Source organism: Bacillus cereus group sp. Bce019 (assembly GCF_051781745.1).
GTDB classification, from domain to species: Bacteria; Bacillota; Bacilli; order Bacillales; family Bacillaceae_G; genus Bacillus_A; species Bacillus_A cereus.
On sequence record NZ_JBPWJX010000013.1, the window covers coordinates 1 to 24,015 of the forward strand.

Below are 24,015 nucleotides of genomic sequence, written 5' to 3' on the forward strand. Positions count from 1 at the left end.
CCGGTACAATATCGAACTCATGCCCTAAAGGCTGCCTAATGAAACGACCTGTCTAACTTTATGGGGTCAGTTCATATGGATAGCTGTCTTTTTATTATTTGTGTTGACTTGACTACTTATATATATTCACAAGTGAAACAACATAATATTAATACGGAAAAATATATTAATATGAATTTTTGCATATTTTAAAATTCAATATATCCCTCAAAAACTTTTAATTGTATAATATATTTTGTCATATTTTTAGATTTTTCGACATAAATCAACAAAAAATAGAGAACGTATTGGGAGAAGACATTATGTATACAAAACTATTAAAATCAATTACATCATTATCACTTATTGGTGGTGCGTTGTTATATACAAATGGCAGCGATGTAAAAGCTGCTGAAGTGGGTGTTTTTTCTGATGTGCCGACATCACATTGGTCATATCCTGCAATTAAAGATTTAGCCAGTAAGAATATTATTTCCGGTTATGGAAATGGGATATTTGGTTTTGGAGATGTTGCGACAAGGGAGCAAGTTGCGGCTTTAATTTATCGAGTGTTAGTACCGAATAAACAAGGCGGTTCGTTTAGTAATGATGGAACTCGTTACGTATTAAAGGATGGGTCTACGTTTAAAAATCCTTACGGTGATATTAATCAAAGTTCTACAATGTTCCCAGAAGAGGTATTAACTTTAACGAATTTAGGAGTTTTTAAAGGTGATGAAAATGGCCAATTTAGACCGAAAGCTTCTGTGAGTCGTGCGGAAATGGCACAAATTCTTACAAATGCTTTCCATCTTGCGGCAAAACAAAAACATACCTTTAAGGATGTTCCAAATCCATTTTGGGCAGAAAACGCAATTAGTGCAGTGCAGTCAAATGGAATCGCAGATGGCACAGGGAACGGGAATTTTGAACCGTATGGCACAGTAACACGTGAACAGTATGCGCAGTTTTTATATAAAACTTTGAAGTATAAAAATGCTGATGTGAAAGACACAGGAGATGCGGCATTATTAACAGCTTTTAAAGAGGAAGTACAAAAGCGTATTAATACATACGAGACAAATATTACACTTCCATATAAAACGAAAAACAATAATACAGAAGAAGTGATGAATACACTCTTTAACGCATATAAAGAAGTTGCAAGTAAAAATGAGTATACAAATAATAATAGATCGAATGTTTCATATGGACTTTCTGGATCACCTGGAAATTATACGTTTACGCTTAAGATTACATATCGTGAAACGAAAGAACAGACGGAATATGTCATGAAACAAGCGAAAGCAATCGTTTCTTCTATTACTCAAATTGGAATGGATGATCACGAAAAAGTGAAGGCGATTCATGATTATGTAGTAAAACATGTTTCTTATGATACGTCTTATAAAGCTTACACAGCATATGAAGCACTTGTAAATCGTTCTGCGGTTTGCCAAGGTTACGCACTATTAACCTATCAATTATTAAAAGAAGCAGGAATTGAAAATCATTTCGTGACAGGAACTGGGGACGGACAACCTCATGCTTGGAATTTAGTGAAAATCGAAAACAAATGGTATCACCTTGATACAACATTCGATGATCCGGTTCCAGATGAGCAGGGCCGCGTAACGTATTCGTATTTCAATTTATCAGATGAACAAATCGCAAGAAATCATGAGTGGAACCGCGGAGACTACCCGCAAGCTACAACAAATTATTATAGTACACTGACAAACAAAATTGCGGCAGGTAGTACGAAAACGCCTGCATATCAGCAAATATTAAAAGATACAAAGTTAAACTATTTAGGAAATGAATATATCGCAAATAACTATACTGAATTAAAAAATAAAATGCAGCAGCGCTATAGTGCAAAGCCAGAAAAGATAGAAGTACTTTATAAGCAATCAATGAACGGTGCACTGCAAGATGTGAAAAAGGCAATTGGGGAAATCGGTTATCCGCAAGGGGCAAATCGAGTTTCTTATAAAGCGGAGCCTTACAATGCGAAAGAAGGATATTCTTTAGTGACGATTGCGTTTACGTATTAAGAATGAAAAAAAGCATCTGTTTTAGATGCTTTTTTTTATTGTATTAATTCGACAGAATGTGACAAGTGAAAGGGATTTGGTCTGTTATGATAATTTTTGTAATTTTACATTTTGGAGGATTAATCATGAATAAAAAGAAGATTTTCGCTGCGTTAATAGGAATTGTAGCCTTATTTGTAATTATTAATGTAGTTATTACGAAAGAGAAAACGACATCAACTAGTGAAAAAATGTACTCTGAGAAAGAATATAATAAATTAGTAGATGAACATTTTGAAGAAACGCAAAAGTTGAAAAGTGATATGAGTGTGTTAGAAACTGAAAAAAAATCTCTTGATGAGCAAGTGAAGAAGTTAAAAGATGAGTTAGCGAAAAAAGAGCAACAAGTAGCACAGCAGCCGGTTCAACAAGAACAACCAAAGCAGGAACCACAACAACCAGCACCAGCGCAACAGCCGGAAAAGAAAGAAGAGCCAAAACCAGAACAACCTACTGGAGCATTCGAAAATCCAATGAAAAGCATAAACAAAACAGAGGCAATGAATAAAGTAAAAGAAAAGGCGAAGAAAGACTTCCAAGATGATTATATGACACAAAACTTTGTTGCGGAGGAACAATCAAAAGCATTTGATTTCTTAAACAGTATTGAAATTAAATCACAAGAAGAATTAAATGTAATGAAGAATGCATTGAAAGATTTTTCTAACGACTTTATGACCGCGAAGTTTGTTTATGAAGAGCAAATGAAGGCGAAGAATAAGCAAGGGTAAAACAAAAACGCTATCTTTTAAAAAGGTAGCGTTTTTGTTTTGGGTTATAAAGCTATTCCTACATTTGACATATACAGTCTGACTGTATAAAATTTAACTATACAGTTTAACTATATAGTTTAGCTATATATTTATCGTTACATTGGAGGTCTTTATGAATAGAGATAAAAATTTACCATTAACGGAAACAACGTATTACGTTCTTTTAGCTTTATTAGAGCCAGCTCATGGATATTTAATTATGCAAAAGGTGGAGGAACTGAGTAATCATCAAGTGAAAATCGCAGCGGGTACATTGTATGGTGCGGTTGAAAATTTATTAAAACAAGGGTTAATTGAATCGGTAAAAAGTGAAGATAAACGAAGAAAAGTGTATGTCATTACGGAACGCGGGAAAGAAGTATTGCATTTAGATTTTATGAGAATGCAGCACATTATTGCGGTTACAAAGAGTTTATTACGCGTATAGTTAGGGGGAAACGATGATGTGGAGATTGAAATTCTTTTTAGATTTTGAGAAAGAGGAAAAATGGTTAGAAGAGATGGCTTGGAAAGGCTATCAACTGGAAAGCACTACATTTGGTTATACATTTAGATATACAGAGCCGGAAGATGCGACGATTAGAATAGACCATAGAGTATTTAGTAGAAAAAGTGAATTTATTAATTACTGCACGTTATTTGAAGATAGTGGTTGGGAGCATATAGCCGGTAATCGTTGGTCAGGTACGTACTATTTTAAAAAGGTAGATGAAGAAAGTGAAGATGACATTTTTTCAGATCCAATGTCACGAGCAGGGAAGTATAAGCGTCTATCTAAAACATTTTTAGAATTAGCAATCTGTTATTTGCCGATATTATTTTTATTTATGTATAGTAATACAATGAATTTAGGAGCCTTTGTAAATCCGAAAGAACTATACTTGACGCCAGGATTATGGGATAAGCAAGGTGTATCATTTCTATGGTCATTCTTATTTGAAACGCCATTTGCATTAATGAGAGGACTTTTTATGACATTTATCCCCGTTGCGACATGTATGTTTTTCGTTTGCTCGTATAAAGCAAATCGATTGTATGAAGAGAGAAGATGATAGGATGGATCCCCTGAAAGCTTAAACTCTTGGGATAGATGGGCATCTATAATGACACTTTTCAAAAGAATCAGCTTTATAGAGCATACCCATAGTTTATAGTCTACTATATACATTTTCATGAATATGTATAATTACATGAAATTTCAGTGAAAAAGAGAGTATACTTTCGTATTGTGTAATAAAGATAAAGTCCGCCTACGGAAATAGGCGGGCTTTTTTTACTTATAAAAAAAAGGCAACCTTTAAGGTGTCTTCCTTCGATTTGAAACATTTTACCAAGTTAAGTTTTTGTGATAATAAACTCTTTTAATTGGAATGAACCCACGTAGTAAATCACTTTATTTTTAAGCATCATTCTCAACAAAAGTGAATATTTTCATTATCCTTTTCACTACAAAGGGTAGTAATTTAGAAGCTAAAAATGCAAGTACGAAAGCAATTCCCCATGTTTTCATCCATGATTTGAGAAATAAAGCTGTATATCCAACATTCATTGAAACCATGACGAAAGAGATAATACTAGATATACCTAAAATCATAAAGATATTAAAAATTAATGGTTCGAATTTTTTATTGATTTTCAAAATTAACACCTATTTTCTATATATGCTTTGCTGCCTGATTTCACCAACATCTAATCTTACAGTTTGAAATCTAGGTTGTCCAGCTTGTTGTACTTTTCTGCAATAGGAACAATAGGTATATAACTAAAGCGTAAATAAACGTCTTCATAATATATCATTAATATTTCTGCTTTGGATGATAAGGAGCAGAACTCGATAGGCTGTATGAAGAGAGAAAGAATCCCCTTAAAGGAGATCCTTTTTACATTTTAAAGAAATCCTTCATCATTTTAGCATCTTTAATATTCACTATCACACCTTCTACCTTATCTTTCTTCTCATCTTTAGCAATTGTAATTTGTTCCTTATTATCAACCCAAACAAGAAATTCTTCTTTTGCGTCATCTTTATATGTAACGGTAATAGTAGAATGTGCAGATTCTCTCTTTTTTTGATCTAAAGTGATAGTTTTAGGTGTTCCATTTTGAACGGCTGAAACGATAGATTTTATCATTTCTTTATTATCTGTTTGAGATTTGGAAGTAGTATGATTTGTTGTTTTTAGTATTTCAATGTCTGAAATATTTGCGGAGTTTAATTGAAAGGTATATTGTGTATGTTCTTGCTTAACTTGTGAAGCTTTATCTGTAGCCGAGGTGCTTGTACAACCTATTAAAGTGAAAGATAGAGCGGTTAGTGCGCATATAGATATGATTTTTTTCATAGTATCCCTCCTTAAGATTAATTATAACAATATTCTGTAAAATTAGGTAGTTATTGTAAGGGGAAGATGTTTTAAAGTGGTAAATGATGTTGTTCATTTTCTATTAAAATCAAAATTCACATAACTTTTTTCATATTTTATGTTTAACATTTCGAAAATAGGTGTACTACATATAATATAACAAATAATTCATTTTAAAGGAGGAAGTTAAAGATGGAAACGAAGTATAGTAAACCTTTTGTATATGAATTTATTACGGAGAAAGAGGTCATGAATGCGGCGAATGATCTAGTAAAGAAAGGAATAGACCAAAAAGATATTTACGTATTAACACACGAGAAAGAGAGGACAGATAGAATCGCAGATAATGCAGACGTGAACACGATTGGAATAAAAGAGGAAGGACTTGGGACAAGCATTATTAATGTCTTTCAAAAAACGGGAGATCAGTTAAGAAATAAGATGCAGGAGTTAGGGCTTAATGAGGAAGAAGCAAACTTCTACGAAGAAAAGCTAGATGAAGGGAAGATCTTGTTATTCGTTAAAGATTTAGAAAGAGTCGGTGAATGGTTACACGAAAGAAGATGCATGTATTCTATTTAAATTTGTATCCTGTAAATCTATAAATCTATTACGAAAAGGAGATGGGAAATATGAGTGAGAGCGGACTAAAAGAACAAATTACGGGTAAAGTGGAAAAGACAAAGGGACAAGTAAAAGAAGGAATTGGTGAAGTTACAGAAGATAGAGAGTTGAAAAATGAAGGGAAGTGGGAGAAGACGAAGGGAACGATAAAAGAAAAAGTCGGAAAAGTGAAACAAAAGATAAGTGATGGATTGGATAATAAAGAATAATACATGTTTATCAGGCTTTGGTTACATACCAAAGCTTGATAAATCCAATATAAAACGAATATAGGAGGTTTAATTGTGGGACTTATTATTACGTGTATTGTAGGTGGACTTATTGGTGCGTTAGCTGGAATGATTACGGGAAAAGACTTTCCTTTAGGTATAGTTGGTAATGTGATTGCCGGATTAATTGGATCTTGGGTAGGTAGTGCGTTATTTGGTCATTGGGGTCCTGAATGGGGAGGCATTTTCGTTCTTCCAGCGTTATTAGGTGCAATCGTCTTTATTTTAATCGTTACATTCTTCTCTAGAATGTTGCGGAAAGCGTAAGTATGATAATGAATAGTAATCTTAAGTTTATTATATATAGCTATAAAATTAATGAACTGATAAATATACATAAAAAAAGCATCCAATTAAACTAATTTGGATGCTTTTTTTATGTAATCTGCATAGGAAAGAGTGGAGGATGAAGAACCCTCACTCATTAAAATTACACTTTCTATTATGTATTAAACCATCGTTACTTTTTCACAATTATTTATTTTTACGACCTGCCTCGGTTCTATATGAGATAAGTCTTCGCTATTACCGATATCTACTACAATTGTATTCGTTAGTATGTTAATAATGGAACCAATTAATTTTGTAGCATGATCGTGTCGATAAGAAAATTGAACAAAATCTCCCTTTTTAAAGTTGTGCTCTTCCATAGATAGATCCCCCTAAAAATAATGTTTATACATTATACATACACAAATTTATAAGTTTTAAACATTTGATAGTATTTTTTACGTGTTAAGCCGAGAAAGGTGTAGAAAATTTATTTATAATGAAAATAAAAAAATATGTTTAAAACTAATTTTTATGGGTAATTAAATAGTAAAAGTTCGAGATAAGGGGGCGGAAATGATGAATTTGGAAATAAATATTTTGCAAAATGATGTAGGTTATACGGTACAACTTAATGGTGAGATTGATGCGTATACGGCATCAGATTTGAAAAATAAGGTAATGCCTATTACAAGCGAAAAAGAGGTTCATATTGTAGTAGATTTTCATAACGTAGATTATATGGATAGTACTGGTTTAGGTGTTTTTATAGCGCTATTAAAAGCAGTTAAGAAAAATGATGGAAAACTAGAGTTTATCGGTGTATCTAAAAGGTTAAAAAGATTATTTGATATTACAGGGTTAACAGAAATATTAAATTTGAATTCCGATTTTGAAAAAGTAGAAAGAAGGTGACTAGGGATGATGGAGAGATTTGAAAAGATAGAAATGAAAATTCCTGCAAAGGCAGAATATGTGGCTATTATTCGTTTAACAATGGCTGGTGTTGCGAATCGAATGGGCTTTGCTTATGACGATATAGAAGATATGAAAATTGCTATTAGTGAAGCATGTACAAATATTGTACAACATGCATATAAAGAAGACGTTGGAGAAATTGCAATTGTCTTTGGACTATATGAAAATCGATTAGAAATTATGGTTGCGGATAATGGGGTTAGCTTTGATTTTAATAACTTAAAAAGGAAAGTTGGTCCGTATGATATTAGTAAACCAGTAGAACATTTGCCGGAAAATGGTTTAGGTTTATATTTAATTAATACGTTAATGGATGATATACAAATCATGCATGATGAGGGCATGACGGTTTTAATGACAAAATATATACAAAGAGAGCAGGTGGAGAATGATGGAAATCCAATCTCAACCTACGAATCTTACTAAAGAAGACGTTATTAAACTAATTGCAGACTTCCAACAAAACCAATGTGATGAAGCGCAGGAAAGGTTAGTTGAGCATTATAAAAATCTTGTCTATTCCATTGCATATCGCTATTCAAAAGGCGGACCGATGCATGAGGATATTATACAAGTAGGCATGTTAGGGCTCTTAGGCGCAATAAGAAGGTATGATTATTCGATAGGGAATGCCTTTGAGCCTTTTGCAATACCTACAATAGTAGGCGAAATAAAGAAGTATTTACGTGATAAAACTTGGGGCATTCACGTTCCAAGGCGAATTAAAGATTTAGGCGGAAAAATTAAACTTGCGATAGAGGAGTTAACAGATCATCTGCAACGTTCGCCGAAGATTATAGAAATCGCGGATCATTTAGGACTATCGGAAGAGGAAGTTCTAGAGATTATGGATGCGAAAAATAATTATCGAGTATCTTCCTTAGATGATGTAGTTGAAAATTCATCTGATGGAAGTTCGGTAGCGAGAATTGAATCTGTAGGTGAAGTAGAACAAGGATATGAAGAGACAGAAAGGCGTCTCGTTTTAAAGGATATTTTTAACGTATTAAATGATACGGAAAAGAGTGTTATTCATTATATATTTGGAGAAAATTTAAATCAAAAAGATACAGGGGAACGGTTAGGTATTTCACAAATGCACGTTTCTCGTATTAAAAGACAAGCGATAAGTAAATTGAAGCAAGCCGCATTTTTAGATACATAAAAAATTTAAAATAATGATGTTTAAAACATGAGAAAAGGGGTACTTATTAAGTATAGGAGGAGATATGAAAATGTCACACGATGTGAAAGAACTAATCGAAGGATTGAATGAAGATTTAGCAGGAGAATACTCAGCAATTATTATGTATAATCATAATGCAGCTACAGTTTCTGGTATATATAGACAAGTGTTAAAGCCTTTCTTTGAATCTGAAATTAGTGATGAACAAGGACATGCCCTATATTTAGCGGAGAAAATTAAGACGCTAGGTGGTACCCCCACTACGACCCCTTTACCAGTGAAACAAGTAGAAGATGTTAGAGAAATGTTAGAATCCGCTAGACAATCAGAATATGAAACAATTAAGCGTTATGAAACGAGAAAAGAACAGGCAGCGAAATTAAATATGACAGAGTTAGTTGTAAAACTAGAAGATATGATTGCCGATGAAACAAATCATATGGAAGAATTAGATCGTCTTTTAAATGATAAAGCAATGGTGTTAAATTAAAAGTAGAAATTTATAGAGTGAAAGAACAAATTCCTATTTCTAGGGGTTTGTTCTTTTGTTGTATAAATATGTTTGAGTAAGAAATTTTCATTTTGTAACTGAGTATGTAATACTAGAAAAATAGAAAATGATAATAGATTTACATTTTAAATAAGAAAAGGGGAAATAACTTGTGTCCATTTTAATTGTTGATGATAATCCGGTTAACATATTTGTAATTGAGAAGATTTTAAAACAAGCCGGATATCATGATCTTGTATCACTCAATTCTGCACAAGAGCTCTTCGAATACATACATTTTGGAAAAGATTCTTCCAGGCATAATGAAATTGATTTAATATTATTAGATATTATGATGCCTGAAATTGATGGACTTGAAGTTTGTAGGCGATTACAAAAAGAGGAGAAGTTTAAAGATATCCCTATTATTTTTGTTACAGCTTTAGAGGATGCAAATAAATTGGCCGAAGCTCTTGATATGGGGGCAATGGATTATATTACGAAACCTATAAATAAAGTTGAATTATTAGCACGTATGCGTGTAGCGTTACGCTTGAAATCGGAATTAAATTGGCATAAAGAACAAGAAGAAAACCTTCGGAATGAACTAGATTTAGCTACGCAAGTACAAAGAAACTTATTAAGTAGCCCATTAAGAGAAGATTATATAAAAATTGAAGCAAGTTACTTACCTTCATTTAAACTAGCTGGAGATATGTATTACTGGTATAAAATTGATGAAAACCGCTACGGTATTATATTATTAGATGTGATGGGACATGGCGTATCTGCTTCATTAGTTTGCATGTTTATTTCGTCTGTATTACGTGAAACGATTAAATGTTTAATTGATCCAGAACTTGTCATTAAAGACTTAAATAAATATATGACTCTTTTACATAATGAAAATGACAATATTCCCTATTATTTTACGGCCATATACTTAGTAGTTAATACAGAAAATAGAACGATTGAATATGTCAATGCAGGGCATCCTTCTGGATATGTTTTAGTTGATGAAACAAATGTAGTTGAACTAGATCGCGGGAGTTGTGCGGTAGGATTTTTTGATGAAATAAAAGTTGAAAAGACAGTTATACCTTTTGAGAAAAATGCTCAAATCGTATTATTTACAGATGGTGTTCTTGAAGCAATTGCAAATGATGAATTTGAGGCTGAAGAGAAATTACGTAATTTTACAGAAAGAAAATGGGGAGATTTAGAAGGCGAGATAGAAGGGTTTTACAAGGAAGAACAAAAGAAAGCGCAATCAGATGATATGTGTCTAATTATGATACAAACGAATGCGAAATAAAAAGCGTATGAAATCCAAACAGAGGATTTCATACGCTTTTTATTGTATTTTTTGATAAATTTGTTCGCTAGGATTAAATTGCGTATAATGCGGCATTATATTTGAAAAACGAAGAGTTTCTTTATTTCCTAAACATAGAAATCCATTGTGACCTAAGCTTTCATAAAATAGTTGCTGCACTTGATTTTGAAGTTTACTTGTAAAGTAAATTAAAACGTTACGACAAAGTATAATATGAAATTCGTTAAAAGATTGATCGGTTACTAAATTATGCTGTGCAAAAATAATGTTTTGTAAAAGTGATGGATTAAAATAAGCAAAACGATTATCTGTTGAATAATAGTTAGAAAATGCTTGTGTACCACCAGCTTGTAAATAGTTTTTCGTATAAGTTTGCATTTTATTTAACGGAAGGATAGCTTGTTTTGCTTTTTCTAACACATTTGTATTCATATCTGTTGCGTAAATAACCGACTTTTCACTTAATCCTTCTTCGTGAAGTAAGATGGACATTGATAATACTTCTTCACCAGTTGCGCATCCAGCATGCCAAATTCTAATTTCAGGATGCTTTTTTAATTCAGGAATAACATGCTCTCTAAGCGCTTTAAAAAAGGTAGGGTTACGGAACATCTCAGTTACATTAATTGAGAAATCATTTAATAACTGTTCTAAAACCCCTTCCTCGTGAATTACTTTTTCAATTAATTTTGAAATGGTTGGGATATTAGAGAGCTGCATTCGATTACAAATCCTTCTATAAATAGATGTGCGAGCATATTGGCGAAAATCAAATCCTGATAGTTTAAATACCGCTTCCAATAGTAATTCAATTTCTAAGTTCGTGCGCTCATCCGTATCTACTGATGGATCAAAATTATAATACTTATTTTCCACTCCAACTAAACCTCACTTATTTTATTAACCATACACTCATTACCGAATAGAGTTGATGTAGGTTTAATGGTTTACTTATATAATCTGAAGCGCCAGCAGATAAACATTTTTCCTTATCATTTGGCATTGCTTTAGCAGTTAATGCGATAATAGGTATTTCATTTAACCCTAAGTTCATTCGGATATTTTCCATCGTTTCATAACCGTCCATATTAGGCATCATAATATCCATTAAAATAAGGTCAATATTTGTATTGCTTTTTAGTATTTCTAAACACTCTATGCCGTTTTGGGCAGTAATAATGTTGGCATTTTGTTTTTTTAATGCATTTTGTAACGCAAATATATTTCGATGATCATCATCGACAATTAAAATTGTTTTCTTTTGGAAGACGTTATTTGTTTCGGTAGTAACAATAGTTTCTTCAACAACTTCAGCAGGAATAACATCTTCTATCGTTGCTGCGACTTCTAAATTGGATAACTGTATATCTGGTAATCCATTTGGAAGGTTAGGAATATATACCGTGAAAGTACTACCTTCTCCTATATTACTCTCTAACGTAATCCAACCACCTAATAATCTCGCAAACTCTTTACAAATAGATAAACCTAATCCTGTACCACCATACTTCCGAATCGTTGCGCCATCTGCCTGTTGAAAGGCTTCGAAAATAAGTTGATGCTGTTCTTTAGCGATACCAATACCAGTATCTTTTACTGAAATTGTAATCCAATCTTTACTTATAGACTGCATATCATGACTTAAATTACTTGTTTCTATCGAATCGAAATGTAAAGAAACGGATCCTTTTTCTGTAAATTTAAATGCATTGGATAATAAGTTTTTAATAATTTGCTCAATCCGTTTTGCATCTGTATAAAACAGATCAGGAATCGTATCACTGTCTTCAATAGTAAATTCGACATTTTTTTGTGCAGCTATATGTAAAAAGTTTTGATGCATATTGGCTGCCATGTCACTTATGTTCGTTGCTTCAAAAATGATGTCTAGTTTGCCTGCTTCTACTTTAGATAAATCGAGTATGTCATTAATTAAAGTAAGTAAGTCTTTCCCTGATGAATGAATGACAGTTGCTAATTCAATCTCATCGTCGGATAAATTGTTATCATGATTTTCTCTTAACATTTCAGATAATAGTAAAATACTATTTAACGGTGTGCGTAATTCATGTGACATATTTGCTAGGAACTCAGATTTGTATTTTGAGCTGCGTAACAACTCGCTTGCTTTTTCTTCTAATTCTGATTTGGTAATTTGTAAGTCAGCTGTCTTCTGCTCAGCCTCTTCAGTTCTAGACTCTAATTGTTCATTCGTTGTTCGTAATTCTTCTGCTTGCATTTGTAGTTCTTCCGCTTGCGTTTGCAATTCTTCTGATTGAACTTGTAACTCTTCTGTCATTGCTTGTGATTCATGTAAAAGAGTTTGAATTCGCATACGTCCCATAATGCTATGGATTGTTAAACCTAGATTATCAACGGTTTGTTGAATTAAATCTTGATGTAAATCTGAAATCTCAGTTACACTTACTAACTCCATTACTGCGATCACTTCATCCTCAAATAAGATAGGGATGACTAGTAGATTTTTAGGACGTATTTCTAATACTCCACTAGTGACATAACGAAACTCTTCGGGTATATCCCTGAGAATAAAACTTTTCTTTTCTAAGGCAGACTGTCCAATGAAACCTTCACCCATTTGAATGGATTGTTTCCCAATATCAGCACCTTGATCGGCGAAAGAAGCTTTTTTCACATAGTAGACAGTTTCTTCATATTCTTCACGTACATAAAATGCACCGCAAGAAGTTTGCGTTTTTTGTATAATTCCACTAAGAAGTTTTTTACCTAACATCTCAATAGAAGATACACCTTGATACAGTAAAATTAATTCTGCAAGCTCAGTTTGTAACCACTCTCTTTTTGATATTTCGTCTAGTAGGTGATTTGTTGTATGAGCAAGATCTTTTATTTCATCATGTGTATTTACATGAATTCTCTCCGTAATTTTTTCTTTAGAAGAAATGGATTTAATAGCTTGAATTACATTTTTAATCGTTTTTGTAATGGAATTCGAAATATAGAGTGAAACGATAATGGCAACACAAGAAAGTAAGAACAATAAACTGTATAACCAAATCTCTAATTTATTATTTTCAGTATCTAATTGTGCAGCTCTTTTTTTCGTTAGTTGCTCCTCAGTGCTCCGGAAGTTAGTTACCTGCGATTGTAATGATTGAATTTGAGTCGTGTCGATTGTTTGTACATTATTACTATTATTATTATTTGTAATGAGTGGGTGAATCTCTTTATTAATCCAACTAGTAATGTTTTCGTTAATTTGTTTTAATTTTTCTTGCTGAGAGGGGTTATCCTCTAATAAAGCAAAAAGATCTTGATAATGTTTTTCGTAATCCTTTTCCGCAGAGTTAAGGGATTGCACGTAATTAGGGTTATTAGAAATGATAAACCCTTTCGCTTTATTTTCAATTGTTAGTAACTCTTTCTCCACTTGATTCGTTAAATTGAGAACTTTAAAATCGTGATCAATAATAAAATTTCGAGATTTTTGTAAGCTGGAAATCTCATTGTTTAACATAATGAAAGAAACAAGCAAGAACAAAATGATAACTAAATAACCAGCCATAATTTTGTAGCGAATACTAAATTTTGCTTTCGAGTTCATTAAAAATTCCTACCTTCAAGGTTATTAAAACTTTTCTATTTTAAAGAATGAAAAACGTAATATATATTATATCAGTTTTCATAAGGTCAAACTAGAAATCCCCCTATTGTATTAGGGGGTTCTTTTTAATAGAGGAAATCATTTTGAAATATAAAAACATATATGAAAGGTAGTAGACGAGGGAATAGAGGATAACAAACATTCTAAGAAGGGAAGAGTGTTCTTAAAGCTCTTTTTGCATCTATTCCTTCAAAAATAAATAATACAAGATCTCTCTTTTTTACAGTAAGGAAAAATGATACTAATGTGCTTAAGTTTTTAATAGAAGTAAGTGTTCCGTGTTTACTTATAAATACATTCGTTTGAAATGTTGTCATTAAAGCATAAAAATGATGAATCTGGGTTATTGTAGGTGTTTCATTATAAAGAATAGTAGTAGAGTGAATGGCATTCATCGTAATATTCCTTTCCATATAATAAGCATAACAATATAAACATACCCGTTTTAAAAAATGTTAAACATATAAATAAGAAAAAATATAATTATAGTTTTTTACGTTTAGAAAGAGTTACGGAGGGTATACATATACTACAAAGAGATTGACCGAAGATGAATTGTAAGATTTTATACTTTTACTTTAAATAAAAAGGAGACTGTTACATATGGATAAAATGATAACGGATATTACATTTGATTTCATTTACTTGTTAAGTAGTTCTCTTGTAATCCTTTTATTATTGGCGTTTTTCGTAAATGGATATGTGAATGAAAAAATTAGTGTATATAAAAACGAAGAGTAATAAAGAAGCATTATATAAAACTTTAGGAGGTTAATAGTTATGAATATGGATAGAAAAATAGTAGGTGTTTTTCAAACAATTGATGATGCGGCACTCGTTATTAATGAATTAAAGGAAAAAGGATACTCGGCAGATAACATTTCAGCTATTGCGAAAGATCAAAAGGAAATTGAACATCTGGAAGAAAAATCAGGTGAGAAAGTGAATCATGAAACTGCACATAAAGCGGATATCTTTTCAGCGACAGGGCTTGTAGCTGGAGGAGTAGCAGGTGGACTCGGAGGTTTATTAACAGGTCTTGGTGTACTTGCCGTATCTGGACTGGGCCCAATTGTAGCAGCGGGACCTATCGCAGCAGCTATTGGAGGAGCCGGTATTGGCGGAGGAGCTGGAAGTTTAATAGGAGCATTTATCGGATTAGGCATTCCAGAAGAACACGCTAAGAAATATGAAGAATACATTTACGATGGAAATATATTAATTTTAGTAGATGCAAAATTAGATGATAAGTTAGAAATCTATAAAATATTTGATAAGCATCATGCTTATAACTCTGATTTCTTTAAATAAAATGTAAACAAAGTAAATATCGTTTTTTGGTCTTACAACTTTGGTGCGACCGAGGAGTCGTATGACTATAAGAGAGGAAGGGCTTATAGTAAAAGATCAAGTTCTATTACGTTATTTTAAAAGGAAAGAGGTGTCTATTCGTGATTGTAAAAATATTAAAAGATAGTAGTAATAGTTTCCTTTGTACAGTTCAAAATAAAAATGGAGATCAGTATGTGAAGAAATGGTTTCGTAAACATGAAAACAATGAAGAATTAGGACGACCAACTTTTAAAGAAGTAGAACGCGACTGGAAAGAAAATAGGGAATCGTTTATATATCCTAATGTTAAAGCACTTTATTAAACATAATAGGCATTTTATTCTTACAAAACTGTCACATTCCTGTAAGGTAATTCAATAGATTAGTTGTTTGTTCCATGTCATAATAAAGACATAAGAAAGCTTATTAAAACTACAACTTATTAGGAGAGTGTCAGTCATGATTGTAACAACAACGTCTGGAATTCAAGGTAAAGAAATTATTGAGTATATCGATATTGTAAATGGTGAAGCTATTATGGGTGCAAATATTGTCCGCGATTTATTCGCTTCTGTTCGTGATGTTGTCGGTGGTCGTGCTGGTTCTTACGAAAGTAAGCTAAAAGAAGCTCGTGATATCGCAATGGATGAAATGAAAGAACTTGCAAAACAAAAAGGTGCGAACGCTATCGTTGGCGTTGACGTAGATTACGAAGTAGTTCGTGATGGAATGTTAATGGTTGCTGTAAGTGGTACAGCTGTACGTATATAAGTAAATAAAAAAACAGGCTCACCCCTTGAAGTTTATGCTTTGAGGGGGGTTTTTTTGTTCATAACTAAAGTTAAGAGGGAAAAGAGCTGATTACTATCCTACTTATTTCAAATGTAGTATGTTATTTCTGACGGTAAAAGTACTAATATTTATGTATTTAACGAAGATGTTAACTTTATGACAAATAATAAAATTGCTATTTGATGTACGGCCAGAATGAGTGGTAGGAATAATTTTAGAGAGTGTATAGTTAATAGAAATAAACGATGGAGCATGTAAAGAGTTATATTACATAAAATTTATTATGAATGGAGGCGGTTACAATATGTTTTGGTTAGGATGTTTTTTAGGATACATTGTAGGTTCTGTTATTACATGTGCGCTACTTTACTTTGGATATAGATCCCATGAAAACAAAAAAGCGGATATACAACAGAGGGAGGAGAGGAAAATCAATAAAAAAGGTGTATAGTAGGTGAAAGGTAAGGTGATAGTTTTGATGCAAAAATAAAGGACAGTACATATTTTATATGACTATTATGTACTGTCCGGCTTATTCTTTTTGGATTAGGAAAAATTGTTGCCTGTCTTACTATAAATTTCATAGGCGAAATAACCAAATAAATAGCCTATTCCAGATCCTAAACTAACTGAAAGCAGGGAGAAGTCCGGGAAAAACATACCGAAAATCAAACCGATTATACAGCCAACAAGCATTCCTATAGGTATGAGACTATCTAATAAGTTTTGAGCTTCTTTTGATTTTTTCTTACCTAATTTTCCGTTCTTATATTTATGTTCCAATCTTTTTATTACAAATACTACAATTCCCCCGACTAGTATAACAGGCCAAATTGCCGAAATTAACCACATGTGAAAATCTCCTTTCACCTTTTAATAGAATTATACCAGATACTTACAAATGTTCGCTCTTAAAGGTATTATCTAGTCTATTTAAAAGGCCAATCAAAAAGACTCCTTCCTTTGCATTTAATAACTCGTCAAAAACACTTTCCGATACGATAAACTTAACTAAATCTATACAATTCAATCAAATTTACACAAGTTAGTGCTTCAAAGTGTTCTCGCAGCCCCAAAGGGACGAGGGGTATAACACTCCACACGAGGCAGTATCGTTACCTCCTATTATCAAGCATTTATTTTACCCATCTTGATAAATTTATCGAAGCATTCAAATCTCTATCGTGATGGCTATTGCATGAAGCACAACACCACTCACGTATTTTTAAACTCCACTGTCCTTCTGGTTGAACTGAATGGTCGTATTTTACGCCGCAACATGAACAAATCTTGCTTGAGGCGAACCATTTATCAGCTTTTACATACGCAATGCCATATTTCTCGCACTTGTATGATAAACATTGAAAGAAGAAGTTTAATTTTTGAAATAAAAATGCTTTCGATAGTTTTTTGTTTTTTAACAGGTTTGAAATAGGTAAGTCTTCCACTACAATCCTCATTGGTTTGGTTTTCACCAATTTAGCTGTTGCTTGATGGATATGGTTATTTCGGATATTCGTAATTTTCCTAGATAACCGCAGGTGCTCAGCTTTCGCTTTTTCATATCCGGCGGATTGAATTTTCACACCTTTTTTAAATCTCCTAGACATATCTCTTTGCGCTGACTTTTTCCTTTTCAAAAGTTTTTTAACCTTAGCATCTTTGTTTATATTTCGTTCTTTCATACCATTAGAAGCTACAAACAGCTCTTTTAAACCAACATCCACACCAATCGACTCATCGGTTAGTTCTTGGGATTCAAAATCTTCTTGGAATCCTACACTTATCCACCAGTGACGACCATCAAATGTAACTCTTGGATTGGATGGTTTTTTGTTTCTTGGTAGTTGTTGGCTTGTTTTCACTTCTCCAATAGACTGAATATGAACGACTTTTTTTCCTATAATCAGTCTTTCATAATTGGCATAAAATCCTTGGATCAAATCTTTTTTGGATTTATAAGAAGTGTGAGAACCATTTTTGTAATTTTTGAACGAATTTTTTCTCGCCGTATCAAAATCTTTTGAAGCCTGCTTGGGAACTTGTGCATTAATGTCTTTTAACCACTCATATCTCTTTCGCTTCTTGATCTTTGTAAATCGTTTCTGTAAAGCTAACTGTGAAACAGATTTTCCAAATAGCTTATAATATCTATCACTCATTCTTTTACAATAGTTATAAGCGAATCTTGCAGCACCAGCATGGTTTCTAAGCACTTGTTCTTGTTCAGGCGTTGGAATCATTCTAACTTTCTTCGCCAATATCATCAGAATGTAACTCCTTTAATGAAAGATTTGTTCTTCTGAATCGTAGCGTGTTCCACCAGCATTCTCCTGAGACTACTCGGATGCAAACCTGTTAATTCTGATACTTGACTAACTCGTAAAAATTTCATTATTATTCTTACCTCATTGAACCTATCATAGAATGTACGTTCGGTATATTCAATGAGGTTTGATAGATTTAATTAAATGTATCTCGTTCAACTAAGGGCGCAATTCCTTAGCTAGTTCTCTTATGAACTTCTCATATTTTCACATGAGCGCAGACTATATGTTTATCTCTTTAGAGATAGAGGATTTTTCCATCACCATAGGCTTGTGATGTACTCTCGTCAGTTATACGAGATAGTCGTTGAACGTTCATCTTATCCATTTTGACTTAGATGATTCGAGGCGGAAGACCCATTGTTCTAGTGTTTAGGATTTAACCTTGCACCATCTGATTGATTTTTTCTGCTTTCGCGACATTCACGCTCGCTATTTCTAGCCACGTTGTAGTTCAATCAGCTTTAGGGATTGCCCGCAGTTAACCCTCACTACTAGCCAATCACTTGACTAGCAGGGCTTACTGATATATTTAATTAACTTTGGTTATAATTGGTTAAATAAATCGTAACAGTTAGTTACCCTTTCGTTTTCTCAGCAGACTGCACAACATCAACCGCCGCTTGTACATCCGCTAAGTCATATGTAGAATGTACCGTCATAAAACGTAATTGCTCATTTTCAACTAAGCGAATTAAGTGACGAAACGTTTCTTGCCATTTATGTGGTGACACTTCTTTATTCCAATGTCGTAAATGAAATATGTTCGCGTGCACTTTTGCTTTCGTGACAATTTCGGCCCAGTTCACTTGTATTCCTGATAGAAGACCGATCGTTAAAAAGTGCCCGTTTGGACGTAAGGAGAAAGCTAATTCATTTCCATCCGGCCCTCCGATAGAATCAATCGCAGCATCTGCACCGAGACCGTTTGTTAATTCCATAACGGTTTCATAAAGCGGGGCAGTGGAAGTATCAATTACATATGCAGCACCAAGGCGCAGTAATTCTTCTGTATGCTTATTATTTCTTGTAACGGCAATTAATCGGAAGTTCAATATTTGTGATAACTGCGCAAATAGATGTCCAATAGCGGATCCGCAAGCATTCACTAATAAAACATCATTCCTCTGTAAGTTTAGCGTTTCTGTACAAGTAACCCACGCCGTAAGAGGATTAATATACATTTGTGCCGCTGTAAAATCATCAATAGAATCAGGAATAGGGACTACAAAATCAGCTGATGTTTTCACATACTCTTGCCAAGTACCTTCTCCACGTAACGGTAAAACACGTTTACCGATAAGTTCTCTAGAAACAAAAGCCCCTACATCTTCTACAATGCCAACACCTTCATAACCAGGTATGTTAGGTAACGGAATTCTATGGGCATACGCTCCGGTAACAGGAATTAAGTCAGACGGATTAATTGGTCTAATTAACATACGAACTAGCACTTCATTCTCTTTTAATGGTTCTATATTTTTATATTCAACTTGTAATACATCTTTTGGATTGCCAAACTTGTGAAATTGAATGCATGTTCCGTGCAACATAAATGTTCCCCCTTAGTTTGATTGGGTTTATTATAACATTTTTAGTTTGAGTAATTATTTCATTAGTACTAAATAAAAGGGAACAGAAAATCTTCTTTTATACTTTGAGGAGGGGTTTTGATTGTCTAAACTTTAAATAGATATATTAATTATGTAGTATTGTAGAATTGATTTTCTAAACAAGTTATTAGGTATATAGTAATATAAAAAAAGGCGCTCTTGTGAGCGTCTTTTTCCAACTTGAGATAGATGTATCATTATTATTATTATGCTGGGGTACATAATTTTCGTTTGAAGTTTTCTCACACAAATGATCTGTGTATCAATTTGTTTTTGATATACAGATCATTTGTATGATAATTCTTATAAATAATTGCTGAATAATAATCTTACATAAATGCTTTTAAAAGTTCTTGAACTAATGGAATTACCCCACCTACAAATTTTAAAACTGCCATTGCGATTTCCATATGAGTGCCTCCTTTTTTAATGGTAAGATGTAATGAATCTTTATACACCTATTATAGTGAGCGCTTACAAATACATCAATGCATTTCGATATGCAATATTTCATATTTTTATTCAGTAATGAGGATAAAGAGGAATTAATAATTTATCTCGCTATTTGTAGGGGGGATTGCCTGTAAAAGCACAATTGGTGAGGGCTAATAACCAATGGAGATAGACAAAAGCTCCACTGATTAAAGTTTCACTTTATCAAAATGTAAGCCGCATCTTGTATAATATAATGGTGGAGGTCGAATATGAAAAAAATAAATTCAAATATAGATTTGGATAAAAATGTATTGGAAGCGGTATTTATTCCAAGAAGGTTTATTATTTTATGGATTACACTCGTATATATAGCTTCACTGCTTTTAGAATTTCGTAATAATATTCTCTCGATGGATAGTTTCTTCTTTACAATGGTCATTGTTATTCATACTGTTTTTCATTGGTATGCTAGTTCATTAAGGAATAGGCAATTGTTATATTTCTTTTTTGTACAACTGTTCATTGTGTTTTTGGCTGCATTCATTGCATCAAATGCTTCGATAGCAATTTTTGTTGGATTAACCCCTATTTTAATTGCCCAAAGTCTATATGTTTATCACAATATATTTAAAGTAATAGCAGTTTTTACTCTTATGTATGCAATATTTTGTACTGCAATTAGTATAAATTATGGTGTGAATAAATTAGCTATTCTTATCTCTATGTTTCTGTTAGTGTTAGCAATTATTATTCCTTTTTCTTATATTAATAAGCAGCAATATGATGCACGGAATCGTATACAGAGCTACCTTCAAGAGTTAGAGTCTGCATATATGAGAGTAGAAGAATTGACATTAGCTAATGAAAGACAGCGAATGGCAAGAGATTTACATGATACGTTAGCGCAAGGTTTAGCCAGCTTAATTATGCAATTGGAAGCAATAGACGCCCATATGCAAAAAGGGAATACAGGGCGATCTCAAGAGATTATGAAACAAACTATGATAAGAGCGAGACAAACTTTACATGACGCAAGGCTGGTTATTGATGATTTGCGTCATACTACTAATTCATTTAATAAAGCTGTAGAGGAAGAAGTTCAACGTTTTTCTGAGGCTACGTCTATACATGTGAGATTTACTATTCAAAGCCCCCCGCATATTTCAAGATTAGTAAAGGAACATTGTTTATATGTAATTAGTGAATGTTTAACGAATATCGCAAAACATTCGCAGGCAACAGATGTAAATTTGAAAGTTGAATATAGCGATAACCTTGAAAAACTTACTATTGAAGTTGAAGATAATGGAATTGGTTTTGACACTGGATATATCGGTAAGAATCCTGGACATTACGGCTTAATTGGCTTAAATGAGCGAGTTCGATTGATTAATGGAGAAATACATATATTGAGTGAAAAGATGAAGGGTACGAAAGTGTGTATTCAAGTACCTATCAATAATGAAGGAGATAGCGATGAAGTATAACGTATTAATTGTGGATGATCATTTCGTTGTAAGAGAAGGTCTGAAATTAATAATAGAAACGAGTGATTCATTTCAAATTATAGGTGAGGCTGCAAACGGAGAAGAAGCCCTTTCTTTCATAGAAAAAAAGAAACCTGATGTTATTTTAATGGATTTAAATATGCCTAAAATGAGTGGTTTAGAAACAATTGAGGCTTTAAATAAAAAACAAAATCATACGCCGATTATTATATTAACTACTTATAACGAAGATGAATTAATGTTAAAGGGAATTGAGCTAGGAGCAAAAGGGTATTTGTTAAAAGATACGGATCGTGAGAATTTGTTTCGAACATTGGAAGCGGCTATTCGAGGTGAGATTTTACTACAACCCAATATTATGGAAAAAATAGTGAATTATAAAAGGAAAGAAGTATATGCTGATAAGGTTGAAGAAAATAACTTAACAGAAAAAGAATTGTTTGTGTTGAAAGCTATTGCGCGTGGAAATAAGAATAAAGAAATTGCATTCGATATGGGAATAGCTGAGCGAACAGTAAAAGCGTATTTAACAAATATATACAATAAATTAGGTGTTAATTCACGGTCAGAAGCAGTAGCTGTATCTATTGAAAGGAAGTTAATTCATTTTTAAAACATTATATATGCCCAATCGTACATTATAGGCTTGCCCTTTTGTACGATTTTTTTATTATTTTCTCATGTTATGCTTTAGAAAGCATGAGAGATTTAAGAACGCTCTAATTGCATTACACAGACGTTTTTAATGTGGGAAAGGAAGAAAATAATTAAATGGCAACTTTGTTTTTAATTTCTGTAGTTATTTTCTTTATTTGGCTGCAAAGTAAACAAACAAAATTAAACTGGATACATATTATTACTTTTCTCATGATGATAGGGATTATTACTTATACGGCGCCGCAACCGATGACTAGAGATTTACAAGCAGAGTTATTGGCAGTTACGCTTTTTTCTTTCGCTATTGGTGTTTGGCAAGGTGGAGGAATTACAGTTTGTTATGAGGATGGAGTTTTATATATTACAAATGGAAAACAGTATTCCATTTCATGGATTCTTTTAATAATCGGCAACATAATTATTATTAACACATTTGAAGGTGGATTTACATTTAATGGATTGTGGATTATTTTGTGTAGTGTTGTCATTGCATCTGGGTTGAAAAACAGTATTCTATGCATTCTGTACAAATTAACAGTGCGAAATTGAATGGGAAAAGGATATTTTTTTATGTTGATATAGAAATTAATACTATAAGTTCATCAAAAGATTGTAGTCGATAAAAACGAGAAGGAAGAATGGGGGAGTTAGCGTAGATGTTTCTACCTATTACTACATTTGATAGGTTTATTTGGCTGGGGAATGTTGCTTCGTCTTCAGAAAAGATTAACAGGAATCTGGCGTTTTCGAGGGCTGAAGAAAGTAATGTTAATTTGTGTAAAAAGAAATGTATAGGTTCAATTAATAATATGCATCAAAAAATAACGATAGCTTCTGTGGAATATGGTCATAATTTTGTGTTGGGTCGTGCAGAACCTCATTCAACAATTGTCATAACAAGTGGTGATATGTATGTTGGAAGCGGACGGGTTAATAAGTATGGGGAATTTAAAGTATGTACGAATGATTATCTAGAAAGAAATTTAGTAATAGAGATTCAGTTAATAATGGATGGTTTTTATCAAGAGAGTATAACGGTAAAGATAGAACGTTAAGATAGGATTATTTCTTTTTTTCCACTATATAAAAAGGAAGCAACCGTAGTTGCTTCCTACATTAATTAAGCTGAAGCTTTCTTCATTCTCTCAAGTAAACTAGATAACACATGCGTACGATACGATTCTAGTTTTTTACCTTCATAAGTACGGATACCTAATTTTTTAAGTTCTTTTACATACCAACCTTTGCTTCCGAAATACATGTGATCGCTCCCCTTCAACTTTGTTTTATTTGTTCTGATTGCACATGGAGGTCCAGGTAATATAATGAAGGAAATGAATT

At 32.9% G+C, this 24,015-nt stretch carries 30 protein-coding genes and 1 pseudogene; 20 read left to right on the forward strand and 11 right to left on the reverse strand.

The features are described from left to right. Positions 1-302: 302 nt before the first annotated feature. From ACS2QP_RS17485 to ACS2QP_RS17500, 4 genes are all read left to right on the forward strand, one after another. Complete coding sequence (locus ACS2QP_RS17485; RefSeq protein ID WP_438882690.1) at positions 303-2,036, forward strand: S-layer homology domain-containing protein; 1,734 nt, start codon at positions 303-305, stop codon at positions 2,034-2,036. Positions 2,037-2,161: 125 nt separating this feature from the next. Next, the gene (locus tag ACS2QP_RS17490) at positions 2,162-2,806 is read left to right on the forward strand and encodes a hypothetical protein (RefSeq protein WP_438882691.1); all 645 of its coding nucleotides are present in this window, start codon (positions 2,162-2,164) and stop codon (positions 2,804-2,806) included. Positions 2,807-2,960: 154 nt separating this feature from the next. Beyond that, complete coding sequence (locus ACS2QP_RS17495; protein ID WP_017673390.1) at positions 2,961-3,275, forward strand: PadR family transcriptional regulator; 315 nt, start codon at positions 2,961-2,963, stop codon at positions 3,273-3,275. A gap of 13 nt (positions 3,276-3,288) precedes the next feature. Then, entirely contained in the window at positions 3,289-3,900 is a 612-nt protein-coding gene (locus ACS2QP_RS17500) for a DUF2812 domain-containing protein (RefSeq protein ID WP_438882692.1), read from the forward strand. 347 nt (positions 3,901-4,247) lie between these two features. On the opposite strand, the gene ACS2QP_RS17505 is transcribed toward ACS2QP_RS17500, so the two are convergent. Both ACS2QP_RS17505 and ACS2QP_RS17510 read right to left on the reverse strand, forming a co-directional pair. Further along, entirely contained in the window at positions 4,248-4,487 is a 240-nt protein-coding gene (locus ACS2QP_RS17505; RefSeq protein WP_000700225.1) for a DUF2798 domain-containing protein, read from the reverse strand. A 241-nt stretch (positions 4,488-4,728) separates the two neighbouring features. Beyond that, entirely contained in the window at positions 4,729-5,190 is a 462-nt protein-coding gene (locus ACS2QP_RS17510; RefSeq protein ID WP_326234751.1) for a hypothetical protein, read from the reverse strand. A 213-nt stretch (positions 5,191-5,403) separates the two neighbouring features. On the opposite strand from ACS2QP_RS17510, the gene ACS2QP_RS17515 reads away from it, so the two are divergent. The 3 genes from ACS2QP_RS17515 to ACS2QP_RS17525 all read left to right on the forward strand — a co-directional run bounded on the left by ACS2QP_RS17515 (position 5,404) and on the right by ACS2QP_RS17525 (position 6,371). After that, complete coding sequence (locus ACS2QP_RS17515; RefSeq protein WP_063535801.1) at positions 5,404-5,793, forward strand: general stress protein; 390 nt, start codon at positions 5,404-5,406, stop codon at positions 5,791-5,793. Between the two features lie 50 nt (positions 5,794-5,843). Beyond that, positions 5,844-6,044, forward strand: a complete 201-nt coding sequence (locus ACS2QP_RS17520) for a CsbD family protein (protein ID WP_000004267.1) — start codon at positions 5,844-5,846, stop codon at positions 6,042-6,044. A gap of 75 nt (positions 6,045-6,119) precedes the next feature. Further along, a complete protein-coding gene (locus tag ACS2QP_RS17525; protein WP_000522903.1) occupies positions 6,120-6,371 on the forward strand; it encodes a GlsB/YeaQ/YmgE family stress response membrane protein in 252 nt (83 codons plus the stop codon). Between the two features lie 182 nt (positions 6,372-6,553). On the opposite strand, the gene ACS2QP_RS17530 is transcribed toward ACS2QP_RS17525, so the two are convergent. Continuing rightward, positions 6,554-6,754 (reverse strand): methyltransferase, encoded by a 201-nt coding sequence (locus tag ACS2QP_RS17530; RefSeq protein ID WP_000390989.1) that lies wholly within the window; start codon positions 6,752-6,754, stop codon positions 6,554-6,556. A 196-nt stretch (positions 6,755-6,950) separates the two neighbouring features. On the opposite strand from ACS2QP_RS17530, the gene rsbV reads away from it, so the two are divergent. The 5 genes from rsbV to ACS2QP_RS17555 all read left to right on the forward strand — a co-directional run bounded on the left by rsbV (position 6,951) and on the right by ACS2QP_RS17555 (position 10,343). After that, positions 6,951-7,289 (forward strand): anti sigma b factor antagonist RsbV, encoded by a 339-nt coding sequence (gene rsbV, locus ACS2QP_RS17535; RefSeq protein WP_002106052.1) that lies wholly within the window; start codon positions 6,951-6,953, stop codon positions 7,287-7,289. Between the two features lie 6 nt (positions 7,290-7,295). Further along, positions 7,296-7,778: an anti-sigma B factor RsbW gene (rsbW, locus tag ACS2QP_RS17540; RefSeq protein WP_000970576.1), complete on the forward strand. Its 483-nt coding sequence runs from the start codon at positions 7,296-7,298 to the stop codon at positions 7,776-7,778. Further along, positions 7,741-8,517 carry an RNA polymerase sigma factor SigB gene (gene sigB / locus ACS2QP_RS17545; protein ID WP_063535804.1) on the forward strand — a complete coding sequence of 259 codons (777 nt, stop codon included), beginning with the start codon at positions 7,741-7,743 and terminating at the stop codon, positions 8,515-8,517. The genes rsbW and sigB overlap by 38 nt, the downstream gene beginning before the upstream one ends. Before the next feature lie 70 nt (positions 8,518-8,587). Continuing rightward, positions 8,588-9,028 (forward strand): ferritin-like domain-containing protein, encoded by a 441-nt coding sequence (locus ACS2QP_RS17550; protein WP_332285297.1) that lies wholly within the window; start codon positions 8,588-8,590, stop codon positions 9,026-9,028. A gap of 172 nt (positions 9,029-9,200) precedes the next feature. Then, positions 9,201-10,343: a fused response regulator/phosphatase gene (locus tag ACS2QP_RS17555; RefSeq protein WP_332285269.1), complete on the forward strand. Its 1,143-nt coding sequence runs from the start codon at positions 9,201-9,203 to the stop codon at positions 10,341-10,343. A gap of 39 nt (positions 10,344-10,382) precedes the next feature. Here the strand turns inward: ACS2QP_RS17555 and ACS2QP_RS17560 are convergent, their stop codons facing one another. The 3 genes from ACS2QP_RS17560 to ACS2QP_RS17570 form a co-directional block, all read right to left on the reverse strand. Next, positions 10,383-11,240 carry a CheR family methyltransferase gene (locus ACS2QP_RS17560; RefSeq protein WP_332285270.1) on the reverse strand — a complete coding sequence of 286 codons (858 nt, stop codon included), beginning with the start codon at positions 11,238-11,240 and terminating at the stop codon, positions 10,383-10,385. 16 nt (positions 11,241-11,256) lie between these two features. Further along, positions 11,257-13,950 (reverse strand): ATP-binding protein, encoded by a 2,694-nt coding sequence (locus tag ACS2QP_RS17565; RefSeq protein WP_332285271.1) that lies wholly within the window; start codon positions 13,948-13,950, stop codon positions 11,257-11,259. Between the two features lie 203 nt (positions 13,951-14,153). Next, the gene (locus tag ACS2QP_RS17570) at positions 14,154-14,405 is read right to left on the reverse strand and encodes a hypothetical protein (protein WP_438882717.1); all 252 of its coding nucleotides are present in this window, start codon (positions 14,403-14,405) and stop codon (positions 14,154-14,156) included. Positions 14,406-14,613: 208 nt separating this feature from the next. Here ACS2QP_RS17570 and ACS2QP_RS17575 point away from each other — a divergent pair, with 208 nt between their 5' ends. From ACS2QP_RS17575 to ACS2QP_RS17590, 4 genes are all read left to right on the forward strand, one after another. Next, entirely contained in the window at positions 14,614-14,751 is a 138-nt protein-coding gene (locus ACS2QP_RS17575) for a hypothetical protein (protein ID WP_438882693.1), read from the forward strand. 39 nt (positions 14,752-14,790) lie between these two features. After that, complete coding sequence (locus tag ACS2QP_RS17580; RefSeq protein ID WP_074563243.1) at positions 14,791-15,321, forward strand: general stress protein; 531 nt, start codon at positions 14,791-14,793, stop codon at positions 15,319-15,321. Positions 15,322-15,461: 140 nt separating this feature from the next. Continuing rightward, positions 15,462-15,665: a DUF4028 family protein gene (locus ACS2QP_RS17585; RefSeq protein WP_001970570.1), complete on the forward strand. Its 204-nt coding sequence runs from the start codon at positions 15,462-15,464 to the stop codon at positions 15,663-15,665. 136 nt (positions 15,666-15,801) lie between these two features. Then, entirely contained in the window at positions 15,802-16,113 is a 312-nt protein-coding gene (locus ACS2QP_RS17590) for a YbjQ family protein (protein WP_000637511.1), read from the forward strand. Between the two features lie 567 nt (positions 16,114-16,680). Here ACS2QP_RS17590 and ACS2QP_RS17595 read toward each other — a convergent pair. The 4 genes and pseudogenes from ACS2QP_RS17595 to ACS2QP_RS17610 all read right to left on the reverse strand — a co-directional run bounded on the left by ACS2QP_RS17595 (position 16,681) and on the right by ACS2QP_RS17610 (position 20,588). Beyond that, entirely contained in the window at positions 16,681-16,986 is a 306-nt protein-coding gene (locus ACS2QP_RS17595) for a hypothetical protein (RefSeq protein WP_000266262.1), read from the reverse strand. Between the two features lie 284 nt (positions 16,987-17,270). Further along, positions 17,271-18,401 (reverse strand): RNA-guided endonuclease InsQ/TnpB family protein, encoded by a 1,131-nt coding sequence (locus ACS2QP_RS17600; RefSeq protein ID WP_438882694.1) that lies wholly within the window; start codon positions 18,399-18,401, stop codon positions 17,271-17,273. Positions 18,402-19,039: 638 nt separating this feature from the next. Further along, on the reverse strand, positions 19,040-20,014 hold the full coding sequence (locus tag ACS2QP_RS17605) for a zinc-dependent alcohol dehydrogenase family protein (RefSeq protein ID WP_088298514.1): 975 nt from the start codon (positions 20,012-20,014) through the stop codon (positions 19,040-19,042). Positions 20,015-20,403: 389 nt separating this feature from the next. Further along, positions 20,404-20,588 (reverse strand): annotated as a pseudogene (locus tag ACS2QP_RS17610) (hypothetical protein). A gap of 190 nt (positions 20,589-20,778) precedes the next feature. Between ACS2QP_RS17610 and ACS2QP_RS17615 the strand changes: the two are divergent. The 4 genes from ACS2QP_RS17615 (at position 20,779) to ACS2QP_RS17630 (ending at position 23,729) form a co-directional block, all read left to right on the forward strand. Further along, on the forward strand, positions 20,779-21,996 hold the full coding sequence (locus ACS2QP_RS17615; RefSeq protein ID WP_088298513.1) for a sensor histidine kinase: 1,218 nt from the start codon (positions 20,779-20,781) through the stop codon (positions 21,994-21,996). Further along, entirely contained in the window at positions 21,986-22,630 is a 645-nt protein-coding gene (locus ACS2QP_RS17620; RefSeq protein WP_000876838.1) for a response regulator, read from the forward strand. Before ACS2QP_RS17615 ends, ACS2QP_RS17620 begins: the two co-directional genes overlap by 11 nt. A gap of 158 nt (positions 22,631-22,788) precedes the next feature. Further along, positions 22,789-23,223, forward strand: coding sequence for a hypothetical protein (locus tag ACS2QP_RS17625; protein WP_088298512.1), 435 nt, complete (start codon positions 22,789-22,791; stop codon positions 23,221-23,223). A gap of 107 nt (positions 23,224-23,330) precedes the next feature. Next, positions 23,331-23,729 (forward strand): hypothetical protein, encoded by a 399-nt coding sequence (locus tag ACS2QP_RS17630; protein WP_048526528.1) that lies wholly within the window; start codon positions 23,331-23,333, stop codon positions 23,727-23,729. 65 nt (positions 23,730-23,794) lie between these two features. Here the strand turns inward: ACS2QP_RS17630 and ACS2QP_RS17635 are convergent, their stop codons facing one another. Next, positions 23,795-23,935 carry a YflJ family protein gene (locus ACS2QP_RS17635; protein WP_000273536.1) on the reverse strand — a complete coding sequence of 47 codons (141 nt, stop codon included), beginning with the start codon at positions 23,933-23,935 and terminating at the stop codon, positions 23,795-23,797. Positions 23,936-24,015 lie beyond the last annotated feature (80 nt).